Annotated in this window: 13 protein-coding genes; 10 read left to right on the top strand and 3 right to left on the bottom strand. The window is 66.6% G+C overall.

Annotation, left to right across the window (positions count from 1 at the left end):
• Window positions 1-52: 52 nt before the first annotated feature.
• Complete coding sequence (locus BJ987_RS22965; protein ID WP_209893770.1) at window positions 53-1,366, bottom strand: dicarboxylate/amino acid:cation symporter; 1,314 nt, start codon at window positions 1,364-1,366, stop codon at window positions 53-55.
• A gap of 408 nt (window positions 1,367-1,774) precedes the next feature.
• Here BJ987_RS22965 and BJ987_RS22960 point away from each other — a divergent pair, with 408 nt between their 5' ends.
• The 6 genes from BJ987_RS22960 (at window position 1,775) to BJ987_RS22935 (ending at window position 9,329) form a co-directional block, all read left to right on the top strand.
• Entirely contained in the window at window positions 1,775-2,602 is an 828-nt protein-coding gene (locus BJ987_RS22960) for an LppX_LprAFG lipoprotein (RefSeq protein ID WP_209893766.1), read from the top strand.
• A 238-nt stretch (window positions 2,603-2,840) separates the two neighbouring features.
• Window positions 2,841-4,313 carry a fatty acid desaturase gene (locus tag BJ987_RS22955; RefSeq protein WP_209893763.1) on the top strand — a complete coding sequence of 491 codons (1,473 nt, stop codon included), beginning with the start codon at window positions 2,841-2,843 and terminating at the stop codon, window positions 4,311-4,313.
• A gap of 123 nt (window positions 4,314-4,436) precedes the next feature.
• Window positions 4,437-5,606, top strand: a complete 1,170-nt coding sequence (locus BJ987_RS22950; RefSeq protein ID WP_307869909.1) for a type III polyketide synthase — start codon at window positions 4,437-4,439, stop codon at window positions 5,604-5,606.
• Window positions 5,607-5,640: 34 nt separating this feature from the next.
• Window positions 5,641-7,536: an ATP-binding cassette domain-containing protein gene (locus BJ987_RS22945; RefSeq protein ID WP_209893757.1), complete on the top strand. Its 1,896-nt coding sequence runs from the start codon at window positions 5,641-5,643 to the stop codon at window positions 7,534-7,536.
• Between the two features lie 104 nt (window positions 7,537-7,640).
• Window positions 7,641-8,516 (top strand): lysophospholipid acyltransferase family protein, encoded by an 876-nt coding sequence (locus tag BJ987_RS22940; protein ID WP_307869724.1) that lies wholly within the window; start codon window positions 7,641-7,643, stop codon window positions 8,514-8,516.
• Window positions 8,517-8,579: 63 nt separating this feature from the next.
• Complete coding sequence (locus BJ987_RS22935; RefSeq protein WP_209893754.1) at window positions 8,580-9,329, top strand: glutamine amidotransferase; 750 nt, start codon at window positions 8,580-8,582, stop codon at window positions 9,327-9,329.
• Between the two features lie 4 nt (window positions 9,330-9,333).
• Here BJ987_RS22935 and BJ987_RS22930 read toward each other — a convergent pair whose 3' ends face one another.
• Window positions 9,334-10,548 carry an AI-2E family transporter gene (locus BJ987_RS22930; RefSeq protein WP_209893751.1) on the bottom strand — a complete coding sequence of 405 codons (1,215 nt, stop codon included), beginning with the start codon at window positions 10,546-10,548 and terminating at the stop codon, window positions 9,334-9,336.
• A gap of 159 nt (window positions 10,549-10,707) precedes the next feature.
• On the opposite strand from BJ987_RS22930, the gene BJ987_RS22925 reads away from it, so the two are divergent.
• From BJ987_RS22925 to BJ987_RS22910, 4 genes are all read left to right on the top strand, one after another.
• Window positions 10,708-11,814, top strand: coding sequence for a glutamate--cysteine ligase 2 (locus tag BJ987_RS22925; RefSeq protein WP_209893748.1), 1,107 nt, complete (start codon window positions 10,708-10,710; stop codon window positions 11,812-11,814).
• 98 nt (window positions 11,815-11,912) lie between these two features.
• Window positions 11,913-12,536, top strand: a complete 624-nt coding sequence (locus tag BJ987_RS22920; protein ID WP_209893745.1) for a UdgX family uracil-DNA binding protein — start codon at window positions 11,913-11,915, stop codon at window positions 12,534-12,536.
• Window positions 12,537-12,569: 33 nt separating this feature from the next.
• Window positions 12,570-13,574, top strand: a complete 1,005-nt coding sequence (locus tag BJ987_RS22915; protein WP_209893744.1) for a hypothetical protein — start codon at window positions 12,570-12,572, stop codon at window positions 13,572-13,574.
• Between the two features lie 35 nt (window positions 13,575-13,609).
• Window positions 13,610-14,005, top strand: coding sequence for an ankyrin repeat domain-containing protein (locus tag BJ987_RS22910; protein ID WP_209893740.1), 396 nt, complete (start codon window positions 13,610-13,612; stop codon window positions 14,003-14,005).
• A gap of 7 nt (window positions 14,006-14,012) precedes the next feature.
• On the opposite strand, the gene BJ987_RS22905 is transcribed toward BJ987_RS22910, so the two are convergent.
• Entirely contained in the window at window positions 14,013-15,380 is a 1,368-nt protein-coding gene (locus BJ987_RS22905; RefSeq protein ID WP_209893737.1) for an FAD-dependent oxidoreductase, read from the bottom strand.
• Window positions 15,381-15,441 lie beyond the last annotated feature (61 nt).

Genomic DNA, 15,441 nt, shown 5'->3' with positions numbered 1-15,441 from the left:
GTTTCGACACGTATCCGATTCGATCAATAATCGATAACGCCGGGCCGACAGCTCAGGCGGCGACCGGCTCCGGCTTCGGTGCGGGATCGGCCCCCGTCAACGGGGCCGAGGGCTGGTCGAAGATCTCCTGGTCGAGGATTCCCTCCCGCTTGGCGACCAGTACCGGCACCACCATCTGCCCCGCGACGTTGGTCGCGGTGCGGATCATGTCCAGGATCGGATCGATGGCGAGCAGCAGCCCGGCCGCGGCCAACGGCAGGCCGAGGGTGGACAGCGTCAGGGTCAGCATCACGATCGCCCCGGTGAGTCCCGCGGTGGCCGCGGAGCCGACCACCGACACGAACGCGATCAGCAGATAGTCACGGATGCCGAGGTCGATGCCGCTGATCTGAGCGACGAAGATGGCCGCCACCGCCGGGTAGACGGCCGCGCAACCGTCCATCTTGGTGGTCGCTCCGAACGGCACCGCGAAGGACCCGTATTCGCTGGGGACACCGAGCCTTTCGATGGTGATCCGCTGGGTCAACGGCATGGTGCCGATCGAGGAGCGCGAGACGAACGCCAGCTCGAGCGCGGGCCAGGCCTTGGCGTAGAAGCGGACCGGATTCACGCCGGCGACTACGCGCAGCAGCACCGGGTAGACCACCGCGAGGACCAGGAAGCAGCCGATGTAGATGGCGGCGGTGAAGGTGGCCAGGGGCTGGATCAGGTTCCAGCCGTAGCTGGCGACTGCCTTGCCGATCAGTCCCGCGGTGCCGATCGGCGCGAGCCGGATCACCCACCACAGCGCCTTCTGCACCAGCTGCAATATCGATTCGGCAAGGTCCAGCACGGGTTTGGCGGCTTCGCCGAGCTTCAGGGCGGCGATGCCGAAGACCAGACCGAGGAAGACCAGTTGCAGCACATTGCCATTGGTGAAGGCCCCGACGACATTGGTCGGGATGATGCCGGTGAGGAAGTCGGTCCAGCCGCTCTTGTGCTCGGGCACTTTCACCCCGGTCAGCGTCAGCTCGACGCCGCGTCCCGGGTTGGTGATCAGTCCGAGGGTGATGCCGACGGCGACCGCGATCAGCGAGGTCCCGAGGAACCACAGCAGTGTCCGCCCGGCCAGCCGCGCGGCATTGGTGACGTGCCGCAGTCCGGCGACGCTGACCAGCACCGCGGTGAACACCAGTGGCGGCACGGCGAGCTTGAGCAGCTGCACGAAGATGCTGCCGATCTGGGTCAGCGTGCTGGTGAGCCAGGCGGCGCCGGTGGCGCGGGCGAGGAACCCGGCCGCGACGCCGACGACGAGGCCGAGCAGGATCTGCACGCCGAAGGACCAGCGCGCCGGGTTCAGGGCACGCGAAGAAACAGGGGAAGACATGGGAAAACTCCAAGTGGAACGGCTCTGACCGGGTTGCGGGCGCAGGTCAGCGACACAGGTGGGCGGCGAGCCGGCCCAGGTCTACGTGCAACCTGGCGACCAGGTGCACCACCGTCACGGAGTAGTTCACAATGCACAAAGGATAAGGGATTCATCCGACCTATTTCGCCGGGGCCCGGCCGATGGCGCCGCGGCACGACGCACCGCCGCATGCGTCGGCGGTCACGCACTCGGCGTTCCGCCCGCTCGGACACCGGTGACCGGTGACTTTGCTGCGAGAACGCTGACGCCGCAGCGCAACTCGCACCTGACAAGCCGAATTCCGGACAAGTAGTACATACTACTGCGTTGGGGGGCGGCAGAATGCCTCTCACTTGCTGGTAGAACGAAACCTCCTCAGGGGCTTATATGAGTGACTTGACCACGCGTACGCGAATCACCCGACGACTCCGGGTCGGTCGGCGGGGCATCGCGCCAGTCGTTATGGCGGCGTCGGTGTTCGCCGCGCTGGTGACCGGTTGCAGCTCGAACGAATCGTCCTCCGCGACCACCACCGCACCCCCGCCGACCGAGCTGCCCGAGGGCACCCAGCTCGTGTCGGAATGCGCGAAGACCACGCAGACGCTGCAGGCGGTGCACATGGATCTGAACGTGACCAACATCCCGAACCTGCCGATGGAGAAGATCGACGCGGGCGTCACCAACCAGCCGCAGGGCCAGGGGGCGGCCCAGGGTGAGGCGAAGATTCGCACCAAGCCGGAAGCCGACTTCATCGAGGCCAAGTTCCTGGTCGTCGACAAGACGCTGTACGCACTGACCGACGGCTCCACCTACACCAAGATCGGTCCGGCGGAGAAGATCTACGATCCGGGCATCCTGCTGGACAAGGACAAGGGCCTCGCCAACGTCATCGCGCAGGTCAAGAACGCGAAGGCCGAGGGCCGCGAGAAGATCGACGGCGTCGACACCGTGAAGGTCACCGGCACCATCAGCGGTTCGGCGATCGATCCGATCGCGCCGCGGGCCGGCGAGGGCGTCGGCGAACTGCCGATCACCCTGTGGATCAAGGACGTTGCGCCGCCGACCACCTCGGCCACCCAGTTGCCGTCCACGGCCGCTTCGCCGGGCACCGGCCCGAACCTGATCCGCGCCATCGTGAAGAAGGACCAGGGCGAGATCAAGCTGGACCTGACCGATCACGGCAAGCCGGTCAACGTGCTCAAGCCCGGCAGTTAGTTCTTATCGACCGGCATCGCAGACCGGTCCGGAAGCGTGGGGGCGGCTTCGGCTGTTCCCTGCCTCCGGACCGGCTTTCCCGTTTTCGGGGCGAGTTCGCTACCCCAACTCTGCAACGCCTAAACCGGTTTAAGAGATTGTTCAGTGAGATGCAAGCAGCCGCCCGGATGATTCTGACGCAACGCTCAGCACCCCTCCGCCCGCGGCGCGAGCTATGACCCTGTTCCAAAGGATAGAGATGACGACGAGTGACCGCCCCGCTACCGAGGAGCAGGAATTCCGTCGACCGCCCGGTCCGCCGCCCGGCCCCCCGCCGGTGTCGAACGTCTGGGTGTACAACGGCAAAGCCTATGACCTGAGTCAGTGGATCTCCAAGCATCCCGGCGGCGAGTTCTTCATCGGCCGCACCAAGAACCGCGACATCACCTCGATCATCGGCTCCTACCACAAGGATCCGGAGCGGATCGGGCGCATGATCGAGCGGTACGCCCTTGACCGCCAAGCGATTCCGGAGGACATCCACCCCAAGGCGAACGCGCCGGACTTCCTGTTCAAGGAAGGTTTCGACAGCTGGCGCGACACCCCGAAGTACCGGTTCGACGACAAGAACGACCTGCTGCACCAGATCAAGGCGCGGTTGAAGGAGCCGGAACTGGCGGTCCGCCTGCAGCGGATGGACACGCTGTTCAACATTGTGGTCGCGGTGCTCGCGGTGCTGTATTTCGCCGTGCAGGGGTTGCGCCTGGCCGATCCGAACTGGATGCCGTTGCCGGTGTTCGTGATCGCGATGGTCGTGCTGCGTAGTTCGCTGGCCGGCTTCGGGCACTACGCGATCCACCGGGCGCAGAAGACCCAGCTGTCGAAGGTTTTTGTGAACGCTTTCGACCTCAACTATGTCGCGCTGGCGTTTGTCACCGCCGACGGGCACGCACTGCTGCACCATCCGCACACCCAGAGTGAAGTCGATATCAAGAAGAACGTCTTCACGATGATGATGCAGGTGCCGCGGCTGTATCGAATTCCGGTGCACACCATGCACAAATTCGGGCACACCGTGACCGGCATGCTCATCCGGTTGCTCGATGTCTGCCGCCTGGTCCGCCAGGTCGGGGTGCGCGATATGTACGGCACTCGGCGGGGCGCGATGGGTCACTTCGTGGGTTCGTTCGGCGTGCGCTTCCTGCTGATCGCCGAACTGGTGGCGTTCACGCTGGCCGGCGACTTCTGGGCCTGGGCATTGCAATTCGTCGTCACCATGTGGGTGAGCACCTTCCTGGTGGTGGCCAGCCACGACTTCGAGGTCGATACCGAGGAACTGCATTCCGACACCGAGGACTGGGGCGTGAACCAGCTCGAACAGGCCTACGACCTGACAGTCGTCGGTAACCGCTGGGTCGACTGCTTCCTGTCCGCGGGCCTGAGCTCGCACCGGGTGCATCACGTCCTGCCCTACCAGCGCTCCGGATTCGCCAATATCGCGACCGAGGACGTGGTGCGCGAGGAGGCGGAGAAATTCGGGGTGGAATGGCTGCCCGCGAAGAGCTTCTTCACCGACCGGTTCCCGAAACAGATTCGGACTTATCTGCTTTCACCATCACGCGAAGCCGAGGAGAACAAGTGGGGCTTCGTGCGTGAACATCTGTCGCCCTCGGCGTTGAAGACGTGCGCCACCTATACGGCCCAGGGCTTCACCGGAATCGGAACGGTCTGAACCGGTTTCGCTATTCGTCGGAGACCGTGCCGTCTGGAGGGTGGCGGTGTGGTCGCCATATCTTTTCTCGAAAGGAAGAAATTCGTGTCTGTGACAATCGATGAGGGTGGCGCTCGGCCCACGGTGTTTTCGCAAAACACGGGTCGGCACTTGGTGGGGGCAGCGCACGGATACGGAGCGCTTCCGCCCGCTCCGCCGACCACGGTGGCGGTGATCGAAGGGATCGCGACGGGGTCGCCGAGCGAGGTGTACTCGCAAGCCGAGGCGGCCGAGAAGGTGGCCGCGCTGTTCGCCGATCCGGCGCAGCAGACCCGTATTCCGCGCATCTACCAGAAGACCATGATCGACAACCGCCACCTCGCGGTCGATCCGCTGCATCCGGAATTCCTGGCCTACAGCCGCAAGCCGGCGACCATCCGGGAACGGATGGACCTGTTCTACGAGCACGCGGTGCCGTTGGCGGTCGATGTGGCCGGCCGTGCCATCGCCGGTATCGCGGACCCGGCCGCCGAAATCGGGTTGATGGTCTTCGTGACCAGCACCGGATTCATCGCGCCCGGGGTGGACGTGGCCGTGGTCAAGAAGCTGGGCCTCTCGCCCGCGATCGGGCGGGTCATGGTGAACTTCATGGGCTGCGCCGCGGCGATGAACGGCATCCGGTCGGCCGCTGATTACGTGCGCGCGCATCCGGACAAGAAGGCGCTGGTGATCGCCTTGGAGCTCAGCTCGGTGAACGCCGTGTTCGACGACAACGTCAATGACGTCATCATCCACAGCCTCTTCGGTGACGGCTGCGGTGCGGTGGTGATCGGCGCCGGACAGGTGCGTCAGCCACTGGCGCCGGGCAGCGTGGTCATCCGCGACACCTTCAGCCAGCTGTTCGACGACGCCGAAGACGGAATCGTGTTGCGCGTCAACGACAACGGCATCACCTGCGAACTCGCCGAAAGCCTGCCGCAGTATATTCTGCACGGCGTCGACCCGGTGGTTACCGAAGCGTTGCAGCGCAATGGGTTGAGCAAAACCGATGTCGAGCTGTGGGCCATTCATCCGGGCGGGCCGAAGATCATCGAGCAATCCGCGCGCTCGCTCGGGATTCCGCCGGAAACGGCCGCGCCCAGCTGGGACATCCTGGCTGAGCACGGCAACATGCTGAGCGTCTCGCTGATCTTCGTGTTGCAGAGCATGATTCAGCAGTCCGAATCCACGGCCCCGATTTCGACGGGCGTGGCGTTCTCCTTCGCGCCGGGGGTCACCCTCGAGGGCATGATCTTCGACATCATTCGCCGATAGTCGCCGCGAAATCCTCGAAAGAAGCGCAGTAGCAATGCAACTGATCAGATTTCTCCTCTCGATTTCCCGGGTGCGGATCGCGGCCGTGGTGGTCGCGGGCCTCGTCTGCGGGGCGGCGAACACCTACCTGCTCACCCTGATCCGCGGGGTGGTGTCGCCGGAACCGCACCCAGAAGTCACCGTGCAGACCTTCGCCCTCACCGGGCTGGTCATCCTGGTCAGCGGCGTGCTCTCGCAAATACTGCTGATCCGGCTGGCTCAGGACGCCATCTACCGGCTGCGCGCCGACCTGAGCTCCAGCATCGTTTCCGCGCCGCTCGAGCATTTGGAACGACTCGGCATGCACCGGCTGATGGCGACCCTGACCGAAGACGTCCGGTCGCTGTCGCAGGCGGTGACCGCGATCCCCAGCATCTGCATCGACGTGGCCACCATCATCGGCTGCTTCGCCTTCCTGTCGGTGGTGTCCGGGCCGATCTTCGCGATCACCGTCGCGGGCACGCTGCTCGGCATCGCGTGCGTGGAGACGTTCCTGAAGCGAGTCCGGCGGGTATACCAGGCGGCGCGCGAGAACGAAGACGCGCTGCTGCGGTCCTTCCAGGCGGTGACACTGGGCATCAAGGAACTCAAACTGCACCGGGGCCGCCGCCGCGACTTCATGGACCGGCAGCTGCTCGGCACCTCCGGTGAGCTGCGCGACCAGAACATGGACGCGGGTTCCAAATTCGCTGTCGCGCAAGGGATCGGGCAGATCCTGCAACTCGGGACGATGGCGCTGATCCTGTTCGTGCTCGCCTCCGCGCTGGACCTGCCGCACGATGTGATGGTCGCCTACGTCCTGGTGACGACCTTCCTGTCGATGCCGATGCAGAACTTCATGCACCGGCTGCCGGACCTGCTGCGCGGCGATGTGGCGCTGGCCAAGATCCGCACCATGAACCTGTCCATGGCGACGCTGCACAACGAGGAGCAACTGCCCTACACCGAGCGGCCCGCGGTCGAGTCGGCGCGACTGGAGTTGAGCGGTGTCAGCTACAGCTACCGCACCGAGTTGCCGCCGCCGTTCCCGCCGCCCGGCGCGCCGGGGCCGGGCGGTCCCGGCCCGGGTATCCCCCCACCCGGGCAGGGTCGTCCGGGACAGGGCCGTCCGGGTGGACCGCCCAGCGGTCGCGGACAGCATCCGCCGCACTTCCCACCTCCCGGCGGTCCAGGCGGCCCGGATGTCAACGGCCACAAGCGGATCCACCACGGCGGCGCCGACGGCATGCCCATGCCGATGGCCCCCGGCCCCGATACCGACGAAGGCTTCCACCTCGGGCCGCTCGACCTGGTCTTCGAACCCGGCCAGATCACCTTCGTCGTCGGCGGCAACGGCAGCGGTAAGTCCACCCTCGCCAAACTGATCACCGGTCTGTACGTCCCGCGCAGCGGACGGGTAGCGCTCAACGGCGAGCAGATCGATCACGAGAACATCGAGTGGTTCCGCCAGAACTCCTCGGCCGTCTTCACCGATTTCCATTTGTTCGAGGAATATCTCGGTTTCGACCGCCCCGACCTCGACGGCGAAGTCCGCCGCTACCTCGAGGAACTCCAGATCTCGCACAAGGTGACCGTGGAGAACGGTCGCTTGTCCACCGTCGATCTGTCCCAAGGCCAGCGCAAGCGCCTCGCCCTGCTCACCGCTCTGCTCGAAGACCGCGCCATCTACGTCTTCGACGAATGGGCCGCTGATCAGGACCCCAAATTCCGCGACGTCTTCTACCGCGAAATCCTCACCGCACTCAAGGAGCGCGGCAAGACCGTCATCGTCATCACCCACGACGACCGCTACTTCGACTGCGCCGACCAACTGGTGAAACTGGACTTCGGCCGCCTCGTGCCCGCCGAACATTCGAGTGCGCCCGGCGAGGTGGTGTCCGGCCGAGGCTGATCGACGCCGTGCGCCGGACCGGCCACATCCCGGCGGGCGAGGTTTGGCGGGCGGTGTGCGAGGCATTCCGTCTGCGATCGTGCATCGCGTTGGAGGAGGTTCCGGTGCCGTCTGGAATCCGTAGATTATTGCCGTTCGACCGGGCCGCCGGGTGGGTGTCGGAGCAGGTGAAAGCGCGGGTTCCGAGTGCGGATATGGCGGAGCGAGATCCTGAATTCATCGCGCGGACGCTGGAATTCAGCTGGCGGCTGGTGCGGCTGTATTTCCGGGCGGAGATCAAGGGAATCGAGCGGGTCCCGGCGACGGGACCGATGCTGTTGGTGGGCAATCACTCCGGGGGGAATGTGTCGCCCGAGGTAGTGGTGACGACATTGGCGTTCACGCGGCATTTCGGGCCGGAACGGCCGTTCTATCAGCTGGCACACGATCTGGTCATGGCGTTTCCGGTGCTGGGCGGGTATCTGCGGAAGTTCGGGACGGTGGCCGCCGATCCGGACAGCGCGCGCACGGCGCTGGCGAGCGGGGCGGCGGTGCTGGTGTATCCCGGCGGGGACTGGGAGGTGCATCGGCCCGCGTGGGAGCAGGACCAGATCGATTTCGCGCAGCGCACCGGGTTCCTGCGGCTGGCCTGGGATGCCGAGGTCCCGATCGTGCCGGTGATCAACTACGGGGCGCACGAGAATCAGCTGATCCTCACCCGGGGTGATCGGCTGGCGCGGCTGCTGCGGCTGGATCGGATGTTGCGGCTCAAGGTGTTCCCGATTTCGATCGCGCTGCCGTGGGGCCTCAATATCGGGGATCTCGCGGGCCACATCCCGTTGCCCACCAAGGTGACCGTCGAATTCCTCGACCCCATCGACCTGCGTACCGCCCTCGGCGCGGAGCTCGATCTGGATCGTGGCTACGACTATGTCACCGGCGTCATGCAAAGGGCGCTGAAACGGCTCGCCGACGACCGGACGCTGCCGGTGATCGGCTGAGCGAAACCCGGACAAATCGCCGACCTACCCCACCGAGCACCGCGATCTTCCACAATCGAAGCCATGCCGAAACCCTGCCTGCTGCTGCAGCTGCGTCCCGAGCACTCCGCGTCCGACGACGAGTACTTCGCCATCCTGCGTGCTGCCGAGCTGGAGCGGGAGCAGGTGGTCCGGATCCGAATGGATCAGGGCCTGCCCGATCTGGATCTCGACGACTACGCCGCGGTCATCGTCGGCGGCGGCCCGAGCAATATCAGCAACGCGGACGACCAAAAGTACGACTACCAACGCGAATTCGAGCCCAAGCTGCGCGTGCTCGTCACCGAGATCGTCGAGCGGGATCTGCCCTATCTGGGCGCCTGCTATGGATTGGGGATGCTGGCGGAGGTACTGGGCGGCAAGGTCGGTACCGAGCGCTTCAGCGAACCGCCGGGTGCGCAAACGATCGAATTGAACGACGCCGCCGCCGAAGATCCGCTGACCCAGGGCCTGCCCCGCTCGTTCCGGGCTTTCGTCGGCCACAAGGAAGCCTGCCAGGAGGTTCCGCCCGAGGCGGTGCTGCTCGCGGGTTCCGCCGGATGCCCGGTCCAGATGGTCCGTGTCCGGGAGCACGTCTACGCCACCCAGTTCCATCCGGAACTGGACGGCAACGGTCTCGCGCTGCGGATCGAAACCTACCGGCACGCGGGCTATTTCGATCCGGACGAGGCGGACTACCTGACCGAACTCGGGCACAAGGAGTCGATCACGGTCCCGATGGAGATCCTGCGCCGGTTCAGCGCCCGCTATCTGGGCGGTCCGGCACTCGGCTAGCGCGCTACTTCTCCGGCTCGGGATCTTTCGCGCCGCGGACGACGTCGGTGCTGTGGTCGGAGTCGGGTGCCGTGGCGTCCACCTCTTCGGGATCACCGGCCTCGGTGGTCTCGCCGGTGATCAAATCGATCTGTTCGCCGATGTAGCGGATGGTCACCACCGCGACCGCGGCCACGGGGACGGCGAGGAACGCGCCGACGATACCGTAGAGCGAACCGCCCGCGGTGATCGCGAGCAGGACGATGACGGCGTGCAGTTTCATGCTGCGCGATTGCAGAACCGGTTGCAGCACATTGCCTTCCAGCTGCTGCACGGCGATGATGATGCCGAGCACGATCAGCGCCGTGGTGACGCCGTTGGCGACCAGGGCGACCAGCACCGCCAGCGCGCCCGCTACGAACGCGCCGACGATGGGGATGAAGCCGCCGAGGAAGGTGAGCACGGCCAGCACCATCGCCAGCGGGACGCCGAGGATCACCAGGCCCGCGCCGATGAAGACGGCGTCGATCAAACTGACCAGCGCCTGGGTGCGGATGAAACCGCCGAGGGTGACCCAGACCCGGGCCAGTACCTGCTCCAGGTGCGTGCCGCAGCGGCTGCCGGTGACCTGGTGCAGCCACGGCAGGAAGCGCGGTCCGTCTTTGATGAAGAAGAAGGCCAGCACCAGCACGAGGAACAGGGTCACCAGGACGGAGGTGGCGGTGGTGACGCCGCTGAACACGCCGGAGGCGATCTGTTCGGCGCTGGACTTCAGCCGGCCGGTGACGGCCTCGACGGCGGAGTCGAGCTGTTCGTCACGGACCCGCAGCGGCGGGCCCTGCAACCAATTGCGGACTCGGTCGATGCCTTCGGTGGCTTTGTCGGCGAGGTCGGGCGCCTGATCGACGACCGAGGGCACGATCAGCGCGATGATGCCGGCCAGGACGCCGATGAACCCGAGCAGCGATGCGGAGGCCGCGGCAGCCGGCGGCCAGCCCTTTTTCATCAGCCAGCCCGTCGGCGGCCACAGCACGGTGGCGACGACGATGGCCAGCAGCACCGGCAAGATCACCACCCACAGCTTGGCGATCAAATATCCGAGCACCCACGCGCCCGCCGCTATCGCCACGATGCACAGTGCCCACTTGGCCAGCCACACCACGCCGCGGCCGATGACCTCGCCGCGGTCCGGCCGACTGTCTGTCTTACCGCTGCTGAATGCTTCGCTGAGCCCGCTCACGCCCGCAAGTCTCGCATGCCGGGGCGACCGGAGCAGGGATTGACCGTGCGGTTCGGCGGTGCCGCAGAATACTCTGTGCACGAATGAAATTCGATCGTGGGCCGGGCACGGGACGGCAAAGACGCTCGTCGGATGGGTCGCGCGGCGTAATCTTGGTGGATGGACGCGGTCTCGTCGACTGTCGGGGTTGAAGAGGAGTTCCTGCTCGCCGATCCGGAGACAGGCGCGCCAACCGCGAAGAACGAGGCGGTCGCCCGAACCGCCAAGGAATGGGGCATCGACCTGCAGCTCGAGCTCACTCGCTGCCAAGTCGAGACCAGCACCGACGTGCACACCACGACCGCCGAGTTGCTCGGCCAGTTGCGCCGACTGCGGCGCGGCGTGGCCTTGTGCGCCGATATGAACGGCGCGCAGTTGCTCGCGGTGGCGATCCCGCCGACCGTCCCCGGCCGTTTCCCGGTCACCGACACGCCCCGCTATCAGCGGATCGCCGAGGGTTTCGGCATGCTCGCCCAGGAGCAGGGTCTGTGCGGCTGTCATGTGCACGTGGCGGTGCCGGATCGGGAAACCGCGGTACAGGTGAGCAATTATCTGCGGCCGTGGCTGCCCCTGTTCCTGGCGTTGACCGCGAATTCGGCGATCTATCGCGGGGTGGAAACCGGATATGCCAGCTGGCGCAGCATTCTGTGGCGACGCTGGCCCAGCGCCGGGCCGCCCCCGTACTTCCACTCCGCCGACGAGTACGACTCGATGGTGGCGATGATGCTGTCGAGCGGAATCATGCTCGACGAGAAGATGGTCTATTGGGACGTCCGCCCGTCGATCCAGTGGCCGACCGTGGAGATCCGGGTCAGCGACGTGCCCGCCACCATCGAGGAGACAGCGCTGCTGGCCGCGTTGGTCCGGGCGACGGTGCTGCGCGCGCGCATGTCGCTGGCGGAGGGCAACACCGCGCCGCCGGTCACCGCCGACGTCTTGCGCGCCGCCTATTGGAAGGCGGCGCGCACCGGGCTCGACGGGGATGTGGTGGCGCCGGTGGACGGCCGTATCCTGCCCGCCCGCGAGCTGCTCATGGAACTGGTCGACTACGTCTCCCCCGCTCTGGACGAACTCGGCGACCGCACCTTCGTATCGGACACCGTCGCCGCGGTCCTCAAACGCGGCAACGGCGCGATCCGCCAGCGCAACGCGTTCCGCCTACGGGGGAACGTGGAGGATGTGGTGGCGGAACTGGCCAACGCCACCCTGGAAGGATGCCGGGGCTGAGCCACGCGCCACCGGGCAGGGCGCAAGACGGGCGTTTCGCCGGACCGGAAGGTGGGTAGGCGGCAAATGTAGCTGTTCACTTGCGCAGGAGGCGGCGGATGGGTGTCGAGACACGTTCTGGCGCAGCGGCATTCGTGCCCGACAGCGCGGACCTGACCACCTTGCGGGAAGCGGCCTGTGACTGTCACGGCTGTGATCTGTACAAACACGCCACGCAGACCGTGTTCGGTGAGGGACCGCAGAACGCCTCGGTCGTGCTGATCGGCGAGCAACCCGGCGACCAGGAAGACCGTCAGGGCCATCCGTTCGTCGGCCCGGCGGGGCGCCTGCTGGACAAGGCCTTGACCGAAGCCGGCATCGACCGGACGCAGGTGTACCTGACCAACGCGGTGAAACACTTCAAGTTCGAGGAGCGCGGCAAGCGGCGAATCCACAAGCAACCCGGGCGAACCGAGGTGGTGGCGTGTTCGGCGTGGTTGAACGCGGAACTCGCGGTCGTGCGGCCCGAACTGGTGGTGTGCCTGGGCGCGGTGGCGGCGAAAGCCGTGCTGGGGCCCTCGTTCAAGGTGAGTGAGCAACGCGGGCAAGTGATTTCCACCGACGACTACGCCGTGGCCGCGACCGTGCACCCGTCCTCGGTGCTGCGCGCCCCGGATCGCGATGTCGCCTACGAGGCGTTCGTGGCGGATCTCCGGCGCATCCGCCAGGCTACCGAGCACTGATTCCTGTCGGTGCCCGCCGGTAGCGTGCAGGCCATGACGGGGCTGGGCCGGGATGAGTTTCGCACGCTGCTGACAGATCTGAAGTCCGTCGACTTCGGGACCTGGCGGCACGAGGATGTGATCGCCGCCTGCGCGAAGCTCGGGTGGGCGGTGTCGCGCGACCAACTGCCCCGCTGTGAGACGGCCGCGGTACCCGGGGTGGTGCGCGGTGCGTACCTCACCCAGAACTGGGATCGCCGGCACGGCGGCGATTCCGAAATGATGCAGATCTACCTCTGTGCCGCGACGATCGCGCCGGAGCGCTTTCGGGAGTACGTCGCCCTGGCGACCGAGGTGTGGGGCGAGCCGTCGCTGTACGGGGGTAACGGCGACGCGTTCGTGCGCTGGCGCGGCGCCACCACGACCGAACAGCTCGAGGTCAGCCGCCACGGTGAGCTGACGGTGCGAGTGTTCGCCACCCAGGCGTGGGAAGGCTGGGATTATCGCAGCTGGGAATGGGGCGAAGGTCTCGGCGAAGTGCCCTACACCTGGATCGGGGAGAACAACCATCCCAGTCTGGCCGGCTGTTACTTCGGCGGGCGCCTCGTGCACGGTTGGGACGAACTCGCCGAGTCGCTCGCGATGACGTTGCGCGACATCCATTTCGGGATGCGGGCACTGGGAGTGGGTGATTCGAGTCCGTCACCGGACAGCGTGGTGATCACCTTGGCCGCGGCGGATTCGCACGAGGACGACCCGCGATGGCTGCAAATCCTGCAGAGCCTGGACCAACTGATCGTGTTGGTCTCCCCCGACGGATGCCCGGCGGAGATACTGCGCGGCCGCGGCTGCGCACCGGACGAGTACGGCGCCTGGACCAGCGAGTTCCCGCCCAGCCCGGAGACGGCCGACACCGCGGCGCAGCTCGCCGTCACACTGCTGCGCGACTTCGGCTTCGCGAGCCCCGCGGAGGTCAGCGGCCAGTACTTCCGCAACTCCAGCCCCTACCAGCGGTTCAGTCTGCACTGCGTCGGGGTGGAACCGTCGCGGCGGCGCTGACCGGGCCCGGGCACCGCGCATGATGAAATGGCCTGATGAGCACTGATGACGACAAGGTGATCGAGCTGGCGGGCAAGGTCTTCGATCTGGCGCGCCAGGGCGATGCCGACACCCTCGCCGCCTACCTGGACGCCGGAGTCCCCGCCAACCTCACCAACGATCGTGGCGACGGCCTTCTCATGCTCGCCGCCTACCACGGCCATCGGGACGCCGTCGCGGTGCTGCTCATGCGCGGCGCCGAGGTCGACCAGCTCAACGACAGCGGTCAGACACCGCTGTCCGGCGCGGTGTTCAAGGGCGACAAGGAGGTCGTTCGACTGCTCGTCAACGCCGGGGCCGACCTCGACGCGGGCAGCCCGTCCGCTCGCGACACGGCCGAAATGTTCGGCCGGACCGAACTACTGGAATCGCTGAGCAATCCTGAGCAGTGACAGCGGTTTATCTGTTCCGCTCCACCGCCACCATGGCTTTGCGGGCTGCGACCAGCACCGGATCCCAGACCGGTGAGAAGGGCGGGGCGTAGCCGAGGTCGAGCGCCGTCATCTGCTCGACGGTCATCCGGGCGGTGAGGGCTACGGCGGCGATGTCGACCCGCTTGCCCGCCCCTTCCCGGCCGACGATTTGGGTACCCAGCAGACGACCGGTGCGGCGTTCGGCGAGCATCTTCACCGTCATCGGCGCGGCGTCCGGGTAATAGCCCGCGCGGCTGGTCGACTCGATGGTGACGGTGACGAACTGCAGCCCGGCCGCGCGAGCGTCCTTTTCCCGCAAGCCTGTTCGCGCGACCTCGAGATCGCACACCTTGCTCACAGCCGTGCCGACGACACCGGGGAAGGTCGCGTATCCCCCGCCGGCACCGGCGCCGATGATCTGGCCGTGCTTGTTGGCGTGCGTGCCGAGGGCGATGTGCACGTTCCGGCCGGATACCAGGTCCAGCACCTCCACGCAGTCACCGCCCGCCCAGACGTTGTCGTGGCCGCGCACCCGCATCGACAGATCGGTCAGTAGTCCGCCGTGCTCGCCGAGCGGCAGGCCCGCGGCCTCGGCCAGAGTGGTTTCCGGTCGTACACCGATGCCCAGGATCACCACATCGGCCGGGTATTCGGCGTCCGCGGTGACGACCGCGGCCGCGCGGCCCGATTCGGTGCGGATCTCGGTCACCTCCGCGTTACCCACGATCTCGATATCCAGGCCGCACAGGGCGTCCCGAACCAGAGCGCCCATATCGGGGTCCAAGGTGGACATCGGCTCGGACGCGCGGTTGATCATGGTCACGGCATAGCCGCGCTTGATCAGCGCCTCGGCCATCTCCACGCCGATGTAGCCCGCGCCGACCACCACCGCCCGTTCACCCGCGGTGCGCTCGAGCGTGTCGATGAGCGCTTGGCCGTCCTCCAGCGTCTGCACGCCGTGCACAGCCTCGGCGTCGATCCCGGGCAGGTCCGGCCGAATCGGCCGCGCGCCGGTGGCGAGCACCAGTTTGTCGTAACCACACCAGGATTCGGTGCCGTCGGCGTCGCGCACCCGCACTCTGTTGCCGTCGATATCGAGTTCGGTGACCTCGGTGCGCAGCCGCAGATCGATATCGCGCTGCCGGTGTTCCTCCGGCGTGCGCGCGATGAGGTCCTCACGGCCCGGTACGTCTCCGGCGACCCAGTACGGGATGCCGCAGGCCGAGTAGGAGGCGAACCGGCCTCGCTCGAACACCACAATCTCCAGCTCACCGGACGTGCGCAGCCGGCGGGCCTGCGAGGCCGCCGACATGCCCGTGGCGTCTCCGCCGACGATCACCAGTCGCTCACTCATATCTGTCACGCTACGTCGTGCCCGAGGCGCGGTCCGCGCGCAGCATCCGGCGAGTTTCGCC

The sequence above is a fragment of the Nocardia goodfellowii genome (assembly GCF_017875645.1).
In the GTDB taxonomy this organism is placed as follows: domain Bacteria; phylum Actinomycetota; class Actinomycetes; order Mycobacteriales; family Mycobacteriaceae; genus Nocardia; species Nocardia goodfellowii.
The sequence above is the reverse complement of the archived record's forward strand: the minus strand, read 5'-3'. Positions and strand labels throughout refer to the sequence as shown.